Origin of the sequence: Streptomyces sp. NPDC049813 (genome assembly GCF_044465085.1) — a bacterium.
In the GTDB taxonomy this organism is placed as follows: Bacteria; Actinomycetota; Actinomycetes; order Streptomycetales; family Streptomycetaceae; genus Streptomyces.
This window is the reverse complement of the sequence record NZ_JBITLI010000007.1, coordinates 217,257-237,164: the sequence shown is the minus strand read 5'-3', so window position 1 is coordinate 237,164 and position 19,908 is coordinate 217,257. Positions and strand designations below refer to the sequence as shown.

Below are 19,908 nucleotides of genomic sequence, written 5' to 3'. Positions count from 1 at the left end.
CGGAACCATGCATGAGGCCGACACCGAAGAGTTCACCCTGCCCCGTTCCCGGCAGGCCAACGAGCGGCTGCACGCGCTGATCCCCGGGGGCGCGCACACCTACGCCAAGGGCGACGACCAGTACCCCGAGGGTCTTGCCCCGGTCATCAGCCACGGCCGCGGCGCCCACGTGTGGGACGTCGACGGCAACCGCTACATCGAGTACGGCTCCGGCCTGCGCTCGGTCAGCCTCGGCCACGCCCATCCACGGGTGCTGGAGGCGGTCCGGCGCGAGCTGGACCGGGGCGGCAACTTCGCGCGGCCCTCGATCGTGGAGGTGGCGGCGGCCGAGCGGTTCCTGGCCACGGTGCCGACGGCACAGATGGTGAAGTTCGCCAAGAACGGCTCCGACGTCACCACCGCCGCGGTCCGGCTGGCCCGGGCCGTCACCGGCCGCTCGCGGGTCGCGGTCTGCGGCGACCACCCGTTCTTCTCCGTCGACGACTGGTTCATCGGCACCACGCCGATGTCCGCCGGCATCCCGGCGGCGACCACCGACCTCACCGTGGCGTTCCCCTACGGGGATCTCGCCGCCACCGAGGCGCTGTTCGCGCGGTACCCGGACGACATCGCCTGCCTGATCCTGGAGCCGGCCGCGCACCGCGAGCCGCCGCCCGGGTACCTCGCCGGTCTGCGCGAGCTGGCCGACCGGCACGGCTGCGTCCTCGTCTTCGACGAGATGATCACGGGTCTGCGCTGGTCCGAGGCGGGCGCCCAGGGCCTGTACGGCGTCGTGCCCGACCTCTCCACGTTCGGCAAGGCGCTGGGCAACGGGTTCGCCGTCTCGGCGCTCGCCGGGCGCCGCGACCTCATGGAGCGGGGCGGCACCCGCCACTCCGGCGAGCGGGTGTTCCTGCTCTCCACCACGCACGGGGCCGAGACGCACGCGCTGGCCGCCGCGATGGCCGTGCAGAGCGTCTACACCGAGGAAGGCATCACCGCGCGGCTGCACGCCCTGGGCGAGCGGCTGGCCGCCGGGGTCCGGGACGCGGCCGCCGCCATGGGCGTCGGCGACCACGTCCTCGTCCGGGGCCGGGCGAGCAACCTCGTCTTCGCCACCCTCGACGGGGCCGGGCAGCCGTCGCAGGAGTTCCGCACGCTGTTCCTGCGCCGGCTGCTCGCGGGCGGGGTGCTCGCCCCGTCGTTCGTGGTGAGCAGCGCCCTCGACGACGCGGACATCGACCGCACCGTGGACGTGGTGGCGCAGGCCTGCGCGGTGTACCGCAAGGCGCTCGACGCGGACGATCCGACGCCCTGGACGGGCGGCCGCCCGGTGAAACCGGTCTTCCGGCGCCTGGCCTGACGGCCCGTCACCGACGGTCCCGGCGCCCGGCGACCCACGTCCGGCGACCGGCGATTGGCGACCGGCGACCGGCGACCGGCGACCGGCGACCGGCGATTGGCGACCGACGACCGACGACCGACGACCGACCGATGGTCCTGGTACGCGGCGCCCCGTCAGCGGCGCCCGCGGGCACCGGCGCCGGCGGGCCGGGTGCCGGCGGCCCGGGCGGCCGGGCCGCCGGCCACCCGGTCGATGAGCCACGCGGTCGCCGGGACCACCGCCAGGGCGGTGCACCAGCCGCCGAGGACATCGGTCGGGTAGTGCGCGCTCAGGGCGACCTGCGCCCAGCCCATCACGGCTGCGGCGGCGAGCGCCGCGGCGAGCACGAGCGCGGCGGCGCCCGCGGCGCCCGGCCGGCGGCGGCCCGCCGCGAGCAGCGCCACCGCGTAGGCGAGCGCACCGGCGAAGGCGGTGTGCCCGCTCGGGTAGGACAGGTTGTCCGGACCGTGGATGGTGCGTCCGACCAGGGACTTGACCAGGGTGGCCGTGACGACGGCGAGGCCGGGTCCGGCGAGCAGCAGGAGGCTCCCACGCGGGCGCCTGAGCCACAGGCAGCCCGCCACGAGGGCCGCGACCAGCAGAAAAGCCCCGGCCGGCTCCCCGAGGAAGTCGACGGCCAGGGCGACGCCCCGCCAGGGCGGGCGCACCGAGTCCGCCGTCGGGTCGACGAACCAGCGGTCCACCCGCCCGGGCCGGCTGTGACCGGCGTACATGACGCCGAGCACGAGCGCGGTCAGGGCGGCGAGCACGCCGGTCACCGCGAGCGGGGCCCGCGGTGCCGGGGGAAGCAGGGGGGGCGCGGGAGGGCGTAACTCCCGTGCAGCCACATCTCGTTGCGGCCCCGGCGGCCTGCTGTCGGTGACCTTCTTGTCTGCCATGTTCAGCAGTATCGGATATGCCGGGCGGCTCCGGTGCCGGTCCGGGCAGGAGGGAGCCGGGGACGGTCACACACCGCGGGCGGTGCGCCGGACGCACTCCGTGACGACATCGCGCAGGCTGTCCGTGCGGGCGAAGATCTCGCGCTGGGCCCGTGCCCCGTTGCCCTCGCGCAGGACGCGGTCGAGGCGGGAGCGGGCCTCGGCGTAGTCGCCCGCGTCCTCCAGGGCCGGCCGCACGTGCGCGACGAGGGACTCCACGGCGGTCGCGGCCGGGACGGGACGCAGCAGGACGGGGCTCACCAGGTCGCCGTCGAGGCCCGAGCGGCCCGCGCGCCAGGCGGCGAGCCGCAACAGGGTCACCGGGACCGCGGCCGGGGGCTCTCCGGCCCGCCACTGCCGGGCCGCCGTCTCGACGAGGCCGCGCACCAGCATGGCGAGGAGCACCGTCATCGACGGTTCGAGGCAGACGTCGGCCACCCGGATCTCGACCGTCGGGTGGGCGGCGGAGAGCCGGGCGTCGAAGTAGATCATGCCGTCGTCGCGCAGGGCGCCGGTCGCGACCATGGCCTCGACCTGCTCGTGGTAGGCGGCGGCGGTCCCGAAGACGTCCACCGGGCCGGCGGACGGCCAGCGCCCCCAGACCCGGCTGCGGTAGCTGGCGTATGCGGAGTCCTTGCCCTGCCAGAACGGGGAGTTGGCGCTCAGCGCGAGCAGCACGGAGAGCCAGGGCCGGATCCGGTCGAGCACCGCCACCCCCTCCTCGTCGGACTCGACGTGGACGTGGACGTGGCAGCCGCAGGTGAGCTGTTCCTGCGTGGTGAGGCCGAACTGCTCCTCCAGCCACCGGTAGCGGGCGCCCGTCCCGACGGTGGGGCTGACCGGGAGCGGGGAGGTGGCCAGCGCGGCGATCGAGGCGCCGAAGGTCTCCGCGTGCCGGGCGGCCTGCGCCCGCCACCCGACGATCTCCTGCGCGAGGTCGGTCATGTCCTTGTGCGGGCTGGTCGCGAACTCCAGTTGCTGGCGGTGGAGTTCCGCCTCGAAGGCGTCCTCTTCGCTGGTCTCCTCGCGCGCGGCGCGCGCCAGGACGGCGTGTGACAGCGCCTGTGCCTCACCGCTCTCGCCGTCGACGAGGAGCAGCTCCTCTTCCACACCGACACTGCGCATCCGTACCGTCCCAATGAAGTAGCGGGCATACCTGTCGGGGCCGTGTACCCCACCGGGGTCCTGTCTAGCAGGCGGATCGTGGGGGCGTGCCCGGTCAGGAGGGTGCGGACACCGGCGAGTCGGTGCGGGCGGCCACGGAGTCCCGGGTCGCGGAGCCGGGGACGGGCCGGTCGTGGCGCAGCGCGTCCCAGACGCGGTGCGAGGCCTTGTCGAGCGGCAGGACCCGGCCCGCGTCCTGGGTGTCGTAGGTGACCGGCATGGTGACCATGTCGGTGCGGCCGGGGCTGATGCCCTTCAGCTCCTTGCCGAGGCCCAGCAGCTTGTCGGTGGAGGCCAGGCCGGAGTCGGCGCTGATGGTCTTGGTCGCGGTGTCGGCGAGGTCGTAGGCCTTGGTGGGGTGACCGAGCGGGTCGACGGTGTCGGCGCGCTGGATCAGGGCCTTGACGAACGCCTGCTGGAGCTGGATGCGGCCGAGGTCGCTGCCGTCGCCCACGCCGTGCCGGGTGCGGACGAGCTCCAGGGCCTGCTTGCCCTTCAGGGTGTGCCGGCCCGCGTCGAGGGAGAGCCCGCTGTCGGGGTCGTGGATGGCCTGGTGGGTGGTGATGTCCACGCCGCCGACTTCGTCGATGAGCTTCTGGAAGCCCTTGAAGTCGACCTCGAGGTAGTGGTCCATGCGCAGGCCGGACATGTCCTCGACCGTCTTGACCGTGCAGGCGGGCCCGCCGACCTCGTAGGAGGAGTTGAACATGGCCTCGTGCGCGGCCGGTGCGGTGCCGCCGTGGCCCGTCGCGCAGCGGGGCCGCTCGACCATCGTGTCGCGCGGGATGCTGACGACCGAGGCCTTCTTGTGGCCCTTGTCGACGTGCAGCACCATCGCCGTGTCGGCGCGGGCGCCTGCGATGCCACTGCCGTACTGGCCGTGGGTGCCCGCCCGGGAGTCGGACCCGAGCAGGAGGATGTTCATCGAGCCGTCGTGCTGGTGGCCGGGCCGGTCGTCGCCGAGGACGGCGTCCACGTCCGTGCCCTTGATGTTGCCGTTCAGGTGCTGCCAGGCGTACGCCGTTCCGCCCGCGCCCACCAGAACCAGTCCGAGGGCGCTCCAGGTGAGGTACCGCAGGGCCCGGCGGCGCGGCGTGCGCCGTGCGCGGCGTACCCGCGCGGGCCCGTAGGGGGGCACCGCGGAGCCGTCGGCCGGGTGCGCCTGGTGCTCGTCTCCGCTCATGTGCGGCATGCGCTGCCCTTCGTCGTCGGCCGGGGTGCTCAGTACGCCGAGTTCACGTTGTCGATCGAGCCGTAGCGGTGGGCGGCGTAGTTGGCGGCCGCGGTGATGTTGGCGACCGGGTCGGTCAGGCTGTCCTTGGTGCCCGCGACGTGGAAGCGGTCGAAGGTGGGCTGGATGACCTGGAGCAGACCCTTGGAGGGGATGCCGTTGCGGGCGTTGATGTCCCAGTTGTTCTGGGCGTTCGGGTTGCCGGAGGACTCCCGCATGATGTTGCGGTGCAGACCCTCGTACGAGCCGGGGATGCCCTTGGCCTTCATGATGTCGAGGGACTCGCGGATCCAGCCGTCGAGGTTGTTCGCGTAGGTCTTCTTGGCCGGGGCGGGCGCGGCCTTGGCGGCCGGGGCGGCGGCCTTCTTCGCGGCCGGGGCGGACGTCGCGGCCTTGGCGGGGGCCTCGGCGGGCACGGCGTGAGCGGTGGTGGGGACCAGCGTGAGGGCCGCGGCGACGGCGCCCGCGGTGGCTATGCCGGAGAAGGAGACCTTGCGGATGCGGGCGGTGCGGTCGGCGGTGGCGCTCGTCTGCGTCAGGGCGATCGACATGCGGGGGTGACTCCTTGCGGTGCGTGGGGGTTCTGCCGGAGTGGTCTCGGCGAACCGGTGACGACTGCAAGGGTTAGCGGCGCCGGGAGGGGGGCGCAAGAATGTGACGTACTACCGCATTACGAAGAAAGTCCGGTTGGTCCGCGCGGCGACGGCTCCAGCACCGCCCCCCGGCGGCCGTCGCTCTACTACCGCTCTTCGCATGTGACGTGGCTCCTATGGGTGGGCTCACCTTCTGGGGCCTATTTCCGGACATTGACGGGCACCCCGGACAGCCGGAAGGCCCGGTCCGCGGACCGGGCCTTCCTGGAGGTGTGCTCGACCGCCGGAGCGGTTCGGTTGTCGCGGCGCGCGGCGGGTCAGCCGGTGAAGGTGTCCGGGTCCGGGCCGGTCCGCTCGTCGCGGTTCAGCGCCGAGATCTCGCCGATGTCGCTCTCGCTGAGCTCGAAGTCGAAGACGTCGAAGTTCTCCGCGATCCGCTTGTGGGTGGAGGACTTCGGGAAGACGATGTCGCCGCGCTGGAGGTGCCAGCGGAGCGTGACCTGCGCGGGCGTCTTGCCGGCCGCCTGCGCGATGCGGTTGATGGTCGGGTCGTCGAGCACCTTGCCCTGCGCGATGGGCGACCACGCCTCCGTGGCGATCTCGTGCTCGCGGTTGAAGGCACGGACCTCGTCCTGCGTGAGGTAGGGGTGCACCTCGATCTGGTTGACCGCGGGCACCACGTCGCTGTTCTGGAGCAGGCGGCGCAGGTGGTGGGGCTGGAAGTTCGAGACGCCGATGGCCCTGGCGCGGCCCGAGCGGTAGAGCTCCTCCAGGGCCTTCCAGGTCTCCACGAAGTCGCCCTTGCCGGGCAGCGGCCAGTGGATGAGGAAGAGGTCCAGGTGGTCGAGGCCCAGCTCCTCCAGCGTGCCGTCGAACGCCCGCAGGGCGTCGTCGCGCGCATGGGCGTCGTTGTTGAGCTTGCTGGTCACGAAGATGTCGGCGCGGTCGATGCCGGACTCCCGGACCGCTTCGCCGACCCCCTTCTCGTTGCCGTACATCTCGGCCGTGTCGATGTGCCGGTAGCCGGCCTCCAGGGCGGCGAGCGTCGTCTCCCGGGTCTCCTCCGGCGGGATCTGGAAGGTGCCGAAGCCGAGCTGGGGGATCTGGCTGCCGTTGTTGAGGGCGATGTCGGGTACTGCGGTCACGGTGGTCTCCTGATCTTGGTTGCTGCGGGGGTGAAGTGGGGCGACGGGGGCGTCAGGGGCGCGGTCGGTCACGGGCGGTGGCTCAGCCCGCGATCCCGCGCAGTTCGGCGTCGGGCGGCAGGACGCGCACGAGCTTGCGGTTGACGAATTCGCGCATGCCCAGCTGGGAGAGCTCGCGTCCGTAGCCCGAGCGCTTGATGCCGCCGAAGGGCAGGTCGGGCTGGGTCGAGGTCGGGTGGTTGACCCAGACCATGCCCGTCTCCACGCGCTCGGCGACCCGGCGGCCCCGCTCGACGTCCGCGCAGAAGACGGAGCCGCCGAGGCCGTACTGGCTGTCGTTGGCGAGCACGACGGCCTCGTCCTCGTCGGCCACCCGGTAGATGACGGCGGCCGGCCCGAAGAGTTCCTCGGCGTAGGCGCGCATGCCCGGCTTGACGCCGGTGAGGACCGTCGGCTCGACGAAGGCGCCCGGCCGGTCGATGCGGTGACCGCCGGTGACCAGCTCCGCGCCCTGCTCGACCGTCTCCCGGATCTGGTCGGCGAGGTCCGCGGCCGCCTTCTCCGAGGAGAGCGGGCCGAGGGTGGTCGACTCGTCCGCCGGGTCACCCGGCCGCAGCTTCTCGAACGCGGTGCGCATCCCGGCCACGAAGTCGTCGTACACCTCGTCCAGCACGATGAACCGTTTGGAGGCGACACAGCTCTGTCCGGTGTTCGCCATCCGGCCGGCCACCGCGGCGCCGACGGTGCGCTCGAGGTTCTCGCCGTCGAGGACGATGAAGACGTCGCTGCCGCCCAGCTCCAGCAGGCTCGGCTTCATGTTCCGTCCCGCCCGCTCTGCGACCTGGGCGCCCGCGCCTTCGCTGCCGGTCAGCGAGGCGCCGCGGACGACGGGGCTGTCGATGATCCGCTCGATCTCCTCGTGGCTGACGAACAGGTTCGTGTAGACGCCTTCCGGGGCTCCGGCCTCGCGGAACAGGGTCTCCAGGGCGAGCGCGGACTGGGCGCAGATGCCGGCGTGCTTGACCAGCACGGTGTTGCCGAGCACGAGGTTGGGCCCGGCGAAGCGGACCACCTGGTAGAGCGGGAAGTTCCACGGCATGACGCCCAGCAGGACGCCGAGCGGCTCGTCGACCAGGTAGGCCTCGCCCTCGTCCACGTCGAGCTGCTCGGGGGCGGCGAAATCCGGCCCCTTCTCGGCGTAGTACTCCAGGATCGAGGCGGCGAGGTCGACCTCGCCGCGGGCCTCGGCGATGAGCTTGCCCATCTCCATGGTGATGGTCTGGGCGAGCTGCTCCTTGCGTTCCCGCATGAGGCCGGCCGCGCGTCCCACGACGGCGGCGCGCTCGGTGATGGGCCGCCGTCGCCACGCGCCGAAGGCCTCACCCGCGGTGTCGAGCCGCGCGTCGACCTCCGCCCCTTCCAGGGCCGGGAACTCGGCGAGCGTTTCCCCGGTGAACGGATTGACTGTCGCGAATGAGCTCGTGCGCTGGTCCGCCATGAAATCTCCAGAACGACTGCGAGGATCTGGGGCGGAACGAGGCGTTCCGCCCTCTTCTCGTTGTTCGGGGTACCCGACACAAGAGGGCGGAAACAGGAGATAAGTCCCGATTGACCTGGCGATTTCCCCCGGCGCGCAGCGGTCAGCCCGCGGCGGCCGCGCACCAGCCCGACGGGTCGTTGAGGACGTCCTCCGCGACCTCGGGCAGCGGGCGGCCGGTGCCGAAGGCACGCGCCCGCATGCGGCTCAGCGCCTCCTCGGCGGTGATGTCCAGCTGGACGACGAGGACGCCGACGGCCGCGTGGGTCGGGCCCCAGTAGGAATCCAGGATGTCGGCGGGCTCCCACCGGGGAAGCTCGCCCTGCTCGACCGTCTCCTGGTAGGTGCGCAGCAGGGCCTGGCTCGCCGCGCGGGCGGCTATCACGCCCCTCTCGACGATCTCCGGGTCCGGATCGAGGGCGCGGTGGCACAGCACGTCGACGGCGCCGAGCGTGCGCCGCGCGTCCAGCCGCAGCGGGAAGGCGTAGATCGCGCCGACGTCGGGCAGCCCGTCCTGGGCGCAGGGCCCGAAGACGGGCCAGCCGGTCAGATCCTGGTGCAGGTCGTTGACGACCACCTTGTCGCCGGTCCGCGCGGCCGTGACGCACGGCCCCTCCCCGAGGCCGAACTGGAGCTTCTCCAGTCGCAGCGCCGCGTCGCTGGTCGCGCAGAGCAGCTGACGGTGCGGGGTGTCGGTGAAGAGCGAGAGCGTGGCGGCATCCATCGACACGCTCTCGCGCACGGCCTCGCAGAGGCGGCGCGGCAGGCAGGCCGGGTCGCCCTCGGCAGCCTCGAACACCGACTGCTCCACAGCGGAGCGATCCACCATCATGGTCCACCGGCCTCTCTCACGTCGTCTTGGAGTCCGCCGGGTGTCCCACTGGCCGGTGGGCAAACCGCCTCAGGCCCGGCGGAACGCGCTGCGGTCGAGCGCGCCGAGGAGCTCCGCGGTGTCGGCGTAGATCTCCGCGGCACCGGCCTTCGCCAGCTCGGCCCGGCTCACGCCGCCGCTGAGGACGCCCACGGGGACGACGCCCGCGCGCCGCGCGGCCCGCATGTCCCAGACCGAGTCACCGACGAAGACGCTGCCGCCCGCCTCCGCCCCCACCAGCTCCAGGGCGTGCAGCACCGGCTCGGCGGCCGGTTTGCCCTCCTCGACGTCGTCGGCGCTGGCGGTCGCGGCGATCGCGTCGTCCGCGCCGATGGCGGCGCGCAGCGCGTCGAGCTCGGAGCCGTTCGCCGAGGTGGCGAGCACCACGGACCAGCCGTCGGAGTGCAGCCGCCGCAGCAGCTCAGCGGCGCCGTCGACGGGGACGAGACGCTCGAACCAGGTCGCGTAGAGCGTCTTGTGCGCGGCGCTGAGCGCGGCGTCCTCGCCGGGGTCGCGGTCCTTGCCGAGCAGGTGGTCCAGCAGGTCGGAGGAGCCGAGGCCGATGGCGCCCAGGACCGAGACCATCGGCACCCGGTGGCCTGCCTGCCGCAGCGCCTCCCACCAGCACACGGTGTGCAGGTGGTTGGTGTCGGCGAGGGTGCCGTCGACGTCGAAGACGGCTGCGCGTGCGCTCATGGGGCTCCTCCGAAGACGGATGGGCGGGACGGAGTGGGACGGGCGGGGGCGGGTCAGGAGGTGCTGAGCACCTCGTCGATCGCGCCGACGAAGTCGTCGAGGTCCTTCGGCGTGCGCGAGGTGATCAGGGTGTAGCCGGCCGCGGTGCAGCGCTTGACGGGCTCGTCCACCCACTCCTTGGCGCCGGCGTTGCGGATGTCGGTCCTCAGCGAGGGGTAGGAGGTCAGCGTCTTGTCCCGGAGGACGCCCGCCTCCACCAGGAGCCAGGGACCGTGGCAGATCGCCGCGACCGGGCGCCCCGCCTCGGTGAAGACCGCGGCCGCCCGCACCGCCTTGTCGTCGAGGCGGAGCGTGTCCACGTTCAGGGTGCCGCCGGGGACCAGGAGCAGGTCGTACGCGCTGGGGTCCACGGCGTCGATCGTGGTGTCCGGCTGCACGGTCTCGCCCGGGTCCTTGTCCCCGACCAGCGTCTGCACGGCGTCGGTGGACTGGGCGGCGACGGTGACGTCCGCGCCCCGCTCGCGCAGCTTCTTCAGCGGGACCAGCAGTTCGTCCTGCTCGACCCCGTAGTTGGTGACGAGGATCAGGACCCGACGGCCGTCGAGCTGGGTGTCAGCCATGGTGATGCGCCTTTCTCTCGTGTTTCTCGTGTCTTTCGGATCTCGGTGGGTCTCGGGGGCCCACTCGACTGAGTGCTCCGTGCGGCGCGGGTCATACCTGCCGAGGGAGCCCGGATCGCTCAGCCCGGCGGCAGCGGCAGGCGCAGCGCGCTCTTGCCCTGGTGCCACTGCGTCAGCAGGCGGCGCGCCAGGCGGTCCTCCAGGTAGCCGGTCGCGGTGACGCCGAAGGCGACATCGGCGTCGAGCCCGGGTTCGGCCTCCAGCAGGCCGCCGACCACTTCGCGGCGCACGATCTGCTCGTGCACGGCGTCCGCCTCCACGTGTTCGTCGTAGAACCGCTGGGCGGCCGGGCCCGCGCCCATGCGGCGCAGGGCCTCCGCGAGGCGGCGCGAGCCGGGCGAGGAGGTGATCTCGACGGCGGCGAAGTGTCCCACCAGGGCACCGCGCAGGCTGCGGTGCAGCCCGAACAGCGACATCAGGTTGACCGTGGCGAGGGCCTGCGACGGCGCCGCGTCGAGATAGTGGCCGTATGCCGTCTCCAAGCCGAGGTCGGCCATCAGCTCGGCGAAGAGCCCGGCGTGGATCTCGTCCGCGCGCCCCGCGCCGAACTCGTCGTACTCGACCGCGACCATGGCCGCCTTCGCCCGGCCGTGCAGCCGGGGGATGACCCAGGCGTGCGGGTCCGCCTCCTTGAGGTGGTAGAGCGAGCGCAGCGCGGCGTACTCCCGGAACTGCCAGAGTTCGCCGTCGCGCTGCAGGTGGTGGCTGACGCCGGTGTCGTCGAATCCGGCGGGCTCGACCAGCAGGCCCGCCAGGGTCCCCTCCGCGTCGGCCTCGGGCGCCGCGTCCGCGCGCAGCGCGCTGAGGAAACGCTTCTCCAGGGTGCGGCGCAGGGTCAGCAGCTCCGGCTCCCACTCCCATTCCTCGTCGACGCCGGTGAAGCCCTGGTAGTGCAGTTCGTAGAGCACGTACAGCGCCAGCTGGAGGTCCCGGCCGTACGGGTCGGCGGTCCCGGCGCTCTCCCGCGCGGAGACGGGCGGTTCGTTGCGCCGCAGCGCGCCGACGACCGCGCCGGAGAGCGGGCCGCACGGTACGGGCAGGTCGGGCACGCGCAGCCGCGGCTGCGTCAGGGTGGTCACGGTCCGCCCCTCTCCTTCGCCGCGTCGGTCTCCGGCGCGGCCTCGTCGTTCGCCCGGCGGCGCTTGCGGTGGCTGGTGTCGCACCAGGGGAAGGTCCGGCTGCGGCGGCAGGTGCAGATCGCGGCCTGGAACCGGCGGGACACATGGGTGGTGCCGTCGCCGTCGGTCACCTCGACCGGCCCCTCGATCAGGAGGGGGCCCTCGCGGTCGACCGTGACGCGGCGCGGCCGGTCAGCGGAGTTCGGCACGGATCACCACCAGTTCCTCCAGGGTCGCGTCGGCGGCCATGAGCCCCTGCTCGCGCAGCCAGCCGTGGCGTTCGCGCAGCACCGGCCCGAACGGCACGTGGCTCGTGTCGATCACGGCCGCGTCCATGCCGAGGCCGGTCAGCCGGCGCAGGCTCGCGGAGGCGTCGCACAGCGCGGAGTGGACCATCAGCAGGACGCCGCCGGGGCGCAGGGCCCGCGGGGCGGCGTCGCAGACCCGGTCGACGACGGCCCGGCCGTCGAGCCCGCCGTCCCAGGCCCGGGCGAGGCCCGTGCGGGGCAGGAGCGGGGAGGGGGCGGGCACGTACGGCGGATTGCTGACGATCAGGTCGAAGGAGCCGGGGGTGACCGTCGCGCAGAGGTCGCCGTGGCGGACCGTGACCGCGGTGCGGTTGAGCCGGGCGTTCAGGCGTGCCGTCCACACGGCCCGCCAGGACAGGTCGACGGCGGTCACCCGGGCGCCGAGCCGGGCCGCGGCCACGGCGAGCGCCCCCGTGCCGGTGCCGAGGTCCAGTACGTCGGTCTGCTCCCCCACCTCTTCCTCGCCGAGGGCGCGCAGCAGGAGGTCGGTGTCGTACTGCGGGGCGTACACACCCCGCGGGGCGAGGAGGCGTGGGCGGCCCCGGGACGGCTGCTGCGGCTGTCTGGCCCGGGCGTGAGTGGTCATCGGTGCCTCACCCTGCTTGGTTCCGGTTCTCGGGACAGCGACGCCCGTCCCCCACCCTCCGGCGGGCCGCCGCCGATGACCACTTGGACAGCTACGCACCGTGAGCGGCGCCTGAGGGCGGGGGGACAGGTGTCGGCTTGCGGGACGGAGTGCCCACGGCGGCCGGTCGTACACCTGGCGCCGGCGGAGCGCGGCCGGGCCCGGCCCGGCGGTCACGGCTTCAGGAGGGTCTTCACCATGCCGTCCTCCTTGGCCTGGAACGTCGCGTAGGCGGCCGGGCCCTCGGCCAGCGGCAGGTGGTGCGTGGCGAACCCGTCGACGCCCAGCGGGTCCTCCTCGGTGAGGTGCGGCAGGATGTCCTCGACCCACCGCCACACGTTGGCCTGGCCCATGCGCAGCTGGAGTTGCTTGTCGAACATGGTGAGCAGGGGCATGGGGCTCGCGGCGCCGCCGTAGACACCGCTGATGGAGAGCGTGCCGCCGCGGCGTACCGCGTCGATCCCGGCCAGCAGGGCGCCGACGCGGTCGATCCCGGCCTTCTCCATGAGGGGGCGGGCGAGCTTGTCGGGGAGCAGTCCTGTGGCCCACTGGGCCGCCTGCGCGGTCGGTGTGCCGTGGGCCTCGAGCCCGACCGCGTCGATCACCGCGTCCGTGCCCCGACCCTGGGTCAGGTCGCGTACGGCGTCGCCCAGGTCCTTCTTGTGCTCGCGCAGGTCCAGGACGGTGAAGCCGCCCCGCCGGGCGCGTTCGAGCCGGGTGTCGACGAGGTCGACCCCGATGACCAGCTCCGCGCCGCGCAGCCGGGCGATCCGGGCGGCCATGTCACCGATGGGGCCGAGGCCCAGGACGGTCACGCTGCCGCCGCGCGGGATCGCGGCGTACTCCACGGCCTGCCAGGCGGTGGGCAGCACGTCGGAGAGGTAGACGAACCGGTCGTCCGGGGGTCCCTGGGGCACCTTGATCGGCAGGGTGTTGCCGAAGGGCACCCGCAGGAACTCGGCCTGGCCGCCGGGGACCTGCCCGTACAGCTTGGTGTAGCCGAAGAGGGCGGCGCCGCTGCCCATGGACCGCACCTGGGTGGTCTCGCACTGCGAGTGCAGGCCCTGCTTGCACATCCAGCAGGTGTTGCAGGAGACGTTGAACGGGATGACCACCCGGTCCCCCACGGCGACCTCGGTGACCTCGGGGCCCACCTCGGCGACGGTGCCCATCGTCTCGTGTCCCAGGATGTCGCCCGGGTCCAGGAAGGGGCCGAGGACCTCGTACAGGTGCAGGTCGGAGCCGCAGATACCGGTCGACGTCACCTGGACGACGATGTCGTCGGGCTTCTCGATGCGGGGGTCGGGGACCTCCTCGATGCGTACGTCGCGCTTTCCTTGCCAGGTCAGAGCACGCATGCGGCGCCTCCAGGGTGAGTAGCGTGCGGGTGGGTCCCGTCGGGTCGGGGTTCCTTCCAGGGGCTCATACTGTGCGGCCCGCCGCCACGTGACCGGCGGAGGCGGGGCCTCCGCGTACCCAGGGCCGGGACGCTTGATGCGCGGGCGCCGGGCCCGGCCCCCGGGGGCCGGGGGCTCAGGCGTCGGCGGTGTCCTGGAGCACGTCGCAGGTGTGCTGGAACTCCTCCATCAGGCGGGACGCCTCGACGACGAGGACGCCGTACGGGCGCGAGGAGTCGGCCAGCGGCAGCCGGTGCTCGTCGGCGGTGTCCAGCAGGTGCTGGAGCGCCTGCTGCGCCTCGGCGGCCTGCCGGCCCATCTCCTCGGCCTGGTCGGTGAGGGTGTCGCTGTCGAGCTCGGCGATGACGTGGGCGATGTCGCGCAGCCCCAGGGCGAAGTCGGCGTAGGCCTCAAAGGCGGGTGCGTAGGTGTACGTGTCCTCCGTCTCGCGCCACCGGCCGAGGCTGCGGATCGTCGAGCTCAGCTGGTACACGGCACGTTCCAGGGCGCCGAGGACCTGGCGGTAGCGGGTGAAGCTCACGTAGCCGCGGTGGGCGGGCAGCAGCCGGCGCGGGTTGAAGGGGAGGCTGCTCTCGGCCGTGTTCAGGCCGGCCCTGGCCTGCCCGACAGCGCCCTGCACCCGCTCGCCCGCCGCCCGCCACCGCTCGGCGCGCTCGTCGCTGACGTCGCCGCTGCGCAGTCCGTCCGCCATGTCGTCCAGCAGGGACTCCATCTCCGCGGCCAGGACGTGCAGGCCCTGCTCGGCGCTGCGGTAGCGCAGCGGCGGGGCGATGCAGAGGTTCACCACCAGGCCGATGCCGCAGCCGATGACGACGAGCAGGACGATCTGTCCCAGCTGGAGGGCGCGGCCGGTGTTCGTGGTGGCCGACGCGTAGACGGAGAAGGCGAAGAAGGCCGCGGTGGCGACCTGGGGGCCCTGGTCGCCGAGGGCGGGCCACTGGCTGATGGCCAGGGCGATGACGGCGACCACGACGAAGGCGAAGAGGTCGGGGCCCGCGGCGAAGCCGATCGCCGCCTGCACAGCGACGCCGACGATGACCGCCGCGACGTAGCGCAGGGTCTGCCAGAGCGACCGGTGGATCGTGACGTGCATGGTCAGTACGGCGGAGAACGGTGCGAACGCCGGTGACTGGGCGTGCACGAGATCGTGCGCCACCCACCAGGACGCCGTCGCCGCCAGCACGCTCTTGAAGACGCGCAGGACGGTCTCGCGCTCGTGTCCGGACGCGCGCCACGCGCGCGCCAGCCATGCCCCGCCATTGCGCAACCGACCCACCACCACGGCCTTGCGTTCCTCTCTGTGCCCGGTCCCACTCGGTACGGTCCGGATCCACCGCGTAACCACACCAAGTAAGCCCAAACCGAGAGAAATCGCACGTCGTGGGCGGGGTCCGGGCACAACGGAAGGCGCCGCCGCGGGGGGGTTCGCGACGGCGCCTTTCCCGGACGTGTCAGTCGGTGGTCAGCAGGCCCGCGCGGAGCTTGGCCACGACACGGGAGATCAGCCGGGAGACGTGCATCTGGGAGCAGCCCAGCTCGTCGGCGATCTGCTGCTGGGTCCGCTCTTCGACGAAGCGCAGGTGCAGCAGGGTGCGGTCCCGCTCGTCGAGACCGGCGATGAGCGGGGCCAGCGAGTGGAAGTTCTCCACCAGCTCGAAGGACTGCTCGTCGACGCCGATGAAGTCGGCGAGCATGGTGTCGGACTCGTCGTCCTGACCGTTGACCGCCGCGTCGAGGGAGATGCTGTTGTAGCCGTTCGAGGCGCGCTGGGCCTCGGCGACCTCGGCGGGCTCCAGCTGCATCAGCTCCGCGAGCTCCGCCGTCGAGGGGGTGCGGCCCAGGCGGGTGCGCAGCTCCTCGGTGGCCTTGGACAGTTCGATGCGGGCTTCCTGCAGGCGGCGCGGGACGTGCACGGCCCAGGAGGTGTCACGGAAGAATCGCTTGATCTCGCCCGTGATGTAGGGCACGGCGAACGAGGTGAACTCGACCTCGCGGGTCAGCTCGAACCGGTCGATCGCCTTGATCAGGCCGATCGTGCCGACCTGGACGATGTCCTCCATCTCCTGCGGCCCGCGGTGCTTGAACCGCGACGCCGCGTACTGCACCAAGGAGAGGTTCATCTCGATCAGGCAGTTGCGCACGTACTGGTACTCGTGCGTCCCCTCCTCCAGCTGGCCGAGCCGGTCGAAGAACCGCTTGCCGACCTCCCGCGCGTCCTTGGGCGCGATGGAGGAAGGGTCCGTGTATGCGCGCTCGACCAGGTCCTCCTCGCTCCGGGTGGCCTGTGTCTGTTCCTGCGCCGTCACGGTGATCATCTGTGTCCCGCTCCTTGTGAATCGAGCCTGGCCTGTCGTTCCCCGTTGCGCGGCGATTACCCGGGAAATCATCCCGCACACCTGCCGATGCGCACCCTTCTTTCCTGAGGCGGGTGCCCGGCACGCCACAAGCCCTCCATGAGGATGTTCGTCATATGAGACGCATTTATGCCTTCCCCAAACGATCCTTATGGTGGAGCGCATGTCCGGACCTGCTCGCCGTCTGGCGCTCGCCCTCTTCGCGGCCACGCCGTGGAGCGTGGACGACGCGCTCTGTCGCCGCTGACGCACGCCCCGCCCCCATCGGTGGACACTGCGGCCACTACAGGTCGCCGCCTGTCCGACACGCCCCCTCCCCGTTCCGGAGTCCCCCCTTGACCACCGCTCCCCCCGCTGGGGCGCCGCCCCGGGCCACCCTGCTCTCCCCCTCCCCCACCTCGTCCCCCGCGCCGCGCGCCGCTCAGGCGCCGCCGGTCCGGCGGGCCCCGCTGATCGGCGCGTGCGCCGTCGGCGTGGCGCTGGCCGGGTACGTCTTCGCCGCACACGGGTCCAGGCCCGGGGTCCTGCTGCTGCTCGGCATCGGGCTCGGGTTCGCGCTGTTCCACTCGCGGTTCGGCTTCACGTCGGCCTGGCGTCAGCTGGTCGCGGTCGGCAACGGCACGGGGCTGCGGGCCCACACCCTGCTCCTCGGCACCACCGCGACCCTCTTCGCGCTGGTCATCGGCACCGGCACCGGCCTGTTCGGATCGGTGCCCGCGGCCAGTGCCGGGCCGATCGGGGTGGGGCTGCTGGTCGGGGCCTTCCTCTTCGCCGTCGGCATGCAGCTCGGCGGCGCCTGCGCCTCCGGCACGCTCTTCGCCGTCGGCTCCGGGCAGAGCACGATCGTGCTCACGCTCTTCGGGTTCATCGCCGGCTCGACCCTCGCCGCCTGGCAGTTCGGGCTCTGGAGCGAGCTGCCCGCGTTCGACCCCTATCTGCTCTCCGACCACGTCGGCTGGTTCGGTTCCTGGGCGCTGACCGTCGTGGCGCTGGCGGCGATCTGGTTCGTCGCCCGGACCGTGCAAGCCCGCCGCAACCCGCCGCCGGTCGGGGCGCCGCCCTCGGCCAGGTCCTCGCTCGCCCGTGTGGTGCGCGGCTCGTGGCCGCTGGCCGTCGGCGCCGTGGTGCTCGCCGTGCTCGGCGCCGGTGTGCTGCTCGTCTCGGGCGGTGCCTGGGGCGTCACCAGCGCCTTCTCCCTGTGGGGCTCGAAGGCGGTGGGCCTGCTCGGCGGCGCCCCGGAGACCTGGGCGTACTGGCGCCAGCCCGGCAGTGCGGCCCAGCTGTCCGGGCCGGTGCTGGCCGACAGGACCAGCCTCACCGACCTCGGCATCATGGTCGGCGCCGCCGTCGCCGCCGCCGCGGGCGGTGTCTGGCAGCTGCACCGCGGCATCCCGGCCCGCACCGCGCTCGCCGCGGTCCTCGGGGGCGTCCTGATGGGGATCGGGGCGCGGCTCGCGGGCGGCTGCAACATCGGCGCCTACCTCGCGGGGATCGCCTCGGGCTCGCTGCACGGCTGGATCTGGGGCGGCGTCGCCATCCTCGGCACCTGGGCCGGGCTGCGGCTGCGGCCCCTGTTCGGCCTCGGCAACCCCAAGCCGACCGACTCCGTCTGCTGACCCGGCCCCACCGCGTCACGGCCCGGACGGGTCCGGGCCTGCCGGGCCCGCGCCGGCCCCGGCCCAAGTGGTCCCGGAGGCGAGGCCCCCGGCCGACGCAGCCCCGGCCGCCCGCGCCCCGTACATCTCCATGAGCACGTCGACGACCTCGTCCACCGAGGCGTCGGCGAGGTCGTCGAAGGCGCCGGAGTGGCGGGCGAGCAGGACGCCGGAGACCGCGGCGACCAGGATGTCGGCGCGCAGCCCCGGCCGGTCGCGGCCCTCGCGCGCGAAGCGGTCGCGCAACGGCGCCACCAGGCGCGCCTGGAGCGCCGCGCGCGTGGCGTCCTGGGCGCCCGCCTCGCTCAGCGGCTGGACCGCGACCCGCAGCACCGGGACCGGGCCGCGCCGCTCGGTCCGCTCGGCGACCTCCCGCAGGCGCGGCTCGGTGAGCAGGTCCACGGGGGCAATGTCGCCGTGCTCGGCCCGCAGCACCTCCACGTAGAGCAGCGCCTTGCTGCCGAAGTGGCGGGCGATCAGGGCGGCGTCGACCCCGGCCCGCTCGCCGATCTCGCGGATGGTGGTGCGGTCGTAGCCGCGCTCGGAGAAGAGTTCCGTCGCCGCGCGCAGCAGCGCCGAGCGGCTGCGCGCGGCGCTGCGGCTCCGGTCGGTGCCCGGCGCGGTCACGGGCGGCTCGCTTCCGCGTCCGCCTCGACGGCGACGGCCTGTCCCGCCGCGACGACGGAGGGGCGGGGCCGGACGCCGACCCGGGTCAGCACCAGCGCGAGGACCCCGGTGACGAGGAACGCGGCGCAGCCGACGAGGCCGGCGCTGCGGTAGCCGTCGTTCGTGGGCAGGGCGGCGCCCGGGGCGGTGTGCGCCTGGAGGACGACCGCGCTGAGCGCGCTGCCGGTCGAGTAGCCGATGTACTTCACGACCTGATTGAAGCTCATCGCGCTGCCGGTCTCCGCCACCGGCACCCCGCCGACGATCAGGCCGGGGGTGACGGCGAAGGTGACGCCGACCCCGAGGCCGGCCAGGGCCATCATCACACCGATGCCCCACAGGCTGGAGCGGGCGAGCAGGAAGCAGACGAGTCCGGCCAGCGACAGGAGGCAGCCGAGCGGCAGCATGCGCGCGGGTGTGGCGGCGGCGCCCAGGGCCCGCACGAGCCGGCCGGTGAGGAGGCTGGCCGCGGAGAACGGGACGAGCAGCAGTCCGGTGACGACGATGGACGCGCCGAAGCCGTACCCGGCGGACCCGGGGGTCTGCACGTACCGGGTCACCAGGGCGATGAGCAGGTAGGTGCCGACGCCGCCGACCATGGTGGTCAGGTTGGCGACGAGGACGCCCCGGTCCTTGACGAGGCTGACCCGCACCAGCGGGTGCGTGGAGCGCAGCGAGTGCAGCACCCAGCCGGCGAGCAGCAGCACGGCGGCGACCGCGAGGGCCAGCAGCGGTGGGGAGCTCCAGCCCCAGCGCTCCCCCTCGGCGAGGCTCAGCAGCAGCGCGGCCATGCCCGCGGCCAGCAGCAGCGCGCCCGGGACGTCCATGGGGGTGGTGGGGCGGTGCGGGGGCGCGGGCACGACGATCAGGGTGGCGACGAACGCGGCCGCGGCGGTGGCGAGCGCGAACCAGAACCCGGCGTACATGCCGAGGTACTCGGCGAACAGGCCGGTGACGGGGTAGCCGAGGCCGACGCCCGCCGCCGTGGTCAGGGAGAGCGTGGCGACCGCCGCGCGCGCCTTGTGCGGCGGCAGCGCGTCGCGTGCCGTGGCGATGGCGAGCGGCACGAGTCCCATGCCGACGCCCTGCAGGGCCCGGCCGGCGAGCAGGCAGGGGAAGCCGAGCGGCAGGGCCGCCAGCAGGCTGCCCGCCATGACGGCGCCGAGACCGGCGAGGACGACGTGCTTGCGGTGGGGTCCGTCGCCCAGGCGTCCCATGACCGGCGTGGCGACGGCGCCGACCAGCATCGTCACGGTCAGTGCCCACTGCGCGCTGGAGAGAGCGACGTGGTCGGCGGCGGCGATGGTGGGGATCAGCGGGGCGCCGAGGCTGCTGACGACGGCCACGAGCATGCCCAGCGAGACGAGGACGGGCACCAGGGCCCGCGGGTGGCGCAGCAGGGGGGCCGCCGGGACGGCGGTGGTGGACGCGGGCGCCGGTATGGAGGGAGACAAGGTGATCCCGTTCATGTCATCAACTGATGTCATCGCATGATGACAGCAGCGGCTGCGCACCACCAAGCCGAAGACAGGCCGGAGCGCGCACA

Annotated in this window: 19 protein-coding genes; 2 read left to right on the top strand and 17 right to left on the bottom strand. The window is 73.3% G+C overall.

All coding sequences use genetic code 11. The features are described from left to right. The first annotated feature begins 7 nt into the window (after positions 1 to 7). Positions 8 to 1,342, top strand: a complete 1,335-nt coding sequence (locus ACIBW6_RS17640; RefSeq protein ID WP_399060424.1) for a glutamate-1-semialdehyde 2,1-aminomutase — start codon at positions 8 to 10, stop codon at positions 1,340 to 1,342. A gap of 155 nt (positions 1,343 to 1,497) precedes the next feature. Here ACIBW6_RS17640 and ACIBW6_RS17635 read toward each other — a convergent pair whose 3' ends face one another. The 15 genes from ACIBW6_RS17635 to ACIBW6_RS17565 form a co-directional block, all read right to left on the bottom strand. Further along, the gene (locus tag ACIBW6_RS17635; RefSeq protein WP_399060422.1) at positions 1,498 to 2,133 is read right to left on the bottom strand and encodes a phosphatase PAP2 family protein; all 636 of its coding nucleotides are present in this window, start codon (positions 2,131 to 2,133) and stop codon (positions 1,498 to 1,500) included. A gap of 195 nt (positions 2,134 to 2,328) precedes the next feature. Then, complete coding sequence (locus ACIBW6_RS17630; protein WP_399060420.1) at positions 2,329 to 3,426, bottom strand: glutamate--cysteine ligase; 1,098 nt, start codon at positions 3,424 to 3,426, stop codon at positions 2,329 to 2,331. A gap of 94 nt (positions 3,427 to 3,520) precedes the next feature. Continuing rightward, positions 3,521 to 4,657, bottom strand: coding sequence for an LCP family protein (locus ACIBW6_RS17625; RefSeq protein WP_399060418.1), 1,137 nt, complete (start codon positions 4,655 to 4,657; stop codon positions 3,521 to 3,523). A 29-nt stretch (positions 4,658 to 4,686) separates the two neighbouring features. Next, entirely contained in the window at positions 4,687 to 5,247 is a 561-nt protein-coding gene (locus tag ACIBW6_RS17620) for a transglycosylase SLT domain-containing protein (protein ID WP_399060416.1), read from the bottom strand. Between the two features lie 359 nt (positions 5,248 to 5,606). Next, positions 5,607 to 6,434, bottom strand: a complete 828-nt coding sequence (locus ACIBW6_RS17615) for an aldo/keto reductase (RefSeq protein WP_399060414.1) — start codon at positions 6,432 to 6,434, stop codon at positions 5,607 to 5,609. Between the two features lie 82 nt (positions 6,435 to 6,516). Next, positions 6,517 to 7,932, bottom strand: coding sequence for an NAD-dependent succinate-semialdehyde dehydrogenase (locus ACIBW6_RS17610; RefSeq protein WP_399060412.1), 1,416 nt, complete (start codon positions 7,930 to 7,932; stop codon positions 6,517 to 6,519). 142 nt (positions 7,933 to 8,074) lie between these two features. After that, on the bottom strand, positions 8,075 to 8,770 hold the full coding sequence (locus tag ACIBW6_RS17605; protein WP_399060410.1) for a GAF and ANTAR domain-containing protein: 696 nt from the start codon (positions 8,768 to 8,770) through the stop codon (positions 8,075 to 8,077). A gap of 102 nt (positions 8,771 to 8,872) precedes the next feature. Continuing rightward, positions 8,873 to 9,538, bottom strand: coding sequence for an HAD family hydrolase (locus ACIBW6_RS17600; protein ID WP_399060408.1), 666 nt, complete (start codon positions 9,536 to 9,538; stop codon positions 8,873 to 8,875). A gap of 53 nt (positions 9,539 to 9,591) precedes the next feature. Continuing rightward, positions 9,592 to 10,158, bottom strand: coding sequence for a type 1 glutamine amidotransferase domain-containing protein (locus tag ACIBW6_RS17595; protein ID WP_399060406.1), 567 nt, complete (start codon positions 10,156 to 10,158; stop codon positions 9,592 to 9,594). Positions 10,159 to 10,277: 119 nt separating this feature from the next. Then, positions 10,278 to 11,297 carry an iron-containing redox enzyme family protein gene (locus tag ACIBW6_RS17590; RefSeq protein ID WP_399060404.1) on the bottom strand — a complete coding sequence of 340 codons (1,020 nt, stop codon included), beginning with the start codon at positions 11,295 to 11,297 and terminating at the stop codon, positions 10,278 to 10,280. Next, entirely contained in the window at positions 11,294 to 11,545 is a 252-nt protein-coding gene (locus tag ACIBW6_RS17585; RefSeq protein ID WP_399060402.1) for a CDGSH iron-sulfur domain-containing protein, read from the bottom strand. The genes ACIBW6_RS17590 and ACIBW6_RS17585 overlap by 4 nt, the downstream gene beginning before the upstream one ends. Then, entirely contained in the window at positions 11,529 to 12,230 is a 702-nt protein-coding gene (locus ACIBW6_RS17580) for a HemK2/MTQ2 family protein methyltransferase (protein WP_399060400.1), read from the bottom strand. Before ACIBW6_RS17580 ends, ACIBW6_RS17585 begins: the two co-directional genes overlap by 17 nt. 212 nt (positions 12,231 to 12,442) lie before the next feature. Continuing rightward, the gene (locus tag ACIBW6_RS17575; protein WP_399060397.1) at positions 12,443 to 13,627 is read right to left on the bottom strand and encodes an alcohol dehydrogenase catalytic domain-containing protein; all 1,185 of its coding nucleotides are present in this window, start codon (positions 13,625 to 13,627) and stop codon (positions 12,443 to 12,445) included. Positions 13,628 to 13,802: 175 nt separating this feature from the next. After that, the gene (locus ACIBW6_RS17570; protein ID WP_399060394.1) at positions 13,803 to 14,969 is read right to left on the bottom strand and encodes an aromatic acid exporter family protein; all 1,167 of its coding nucleotides are present in this window, start codon (positions 14,967 to 14,969) and stop codon (positions 13,803 to 13,805) included. Positions 14,970 to 15,138: 169 nt separating this feature from the next. Next, positions 15,139 to 16,002, bottom strand: coding sequence for a SigB/SigF/SigG family RNA polymerase sigma factor (locus ACIBW6_RS17565; RefSeq protein ID WP_399060392.1), 864 nt, complete (start codon positions 16,000 to 16,002; stop codon positions 15,139 to 15,141). A 374-nt stretch (positions 16,003 to 16,376) separates the two neighbouring features. Between ACIBW6_RS17565 and ACIBW6_RS17560 the strand changes: the two genes are divergently transcribed. Further along, positions 16,377 to 17,657, top strand: coding sequence for a YeeE/YedE family protein (locus ACIBW6_RS17560; protein WP_399060390.1), 1,281 nt, complete (start codon positions 16,377 to 16,379; stop codon positions 17,655 to 17,657). A 15-nt stretch (positions 17,658 to 17,672) separates the two neighbouring features. Here the strand turns inward: ACIBW6_RS17560 and ACIBW6_RS17555 are convergent, their stop codons facing one another. Together ACIBW6_RS17555 and ACIBW6_RS17550 are read right to left on the bottom strand one after the other, a co-directional pair. After that, positions 17,673 to 18,323: a TetR family transcriptional regulator gene (locus ACIBW6_RS17555; protein WP_399060388.1), complete on the bottom strand. Its 651-nt coding sequence runs from the start codon at positions 18,321 to 18,323 to the stop codon at positions 17,673 to 17,675. Next, complete coding sequence (locus ACIBW6_RS17550; protein ID WP_399060386.1) at positions 18,320 to 19,849, bottom strand: MFS transporter; 1,530 nt, start codon at positions 19,847 to 19,849, stop codon at positions 18,320 to 18,322. Before ACIBW6_RS17550 ends, ACIBW6_RS17555 begins: the two co-directional genes overlap by 4 nt. Positions 19,850 to 19,908: the final 59 nt, after the last annotated feature.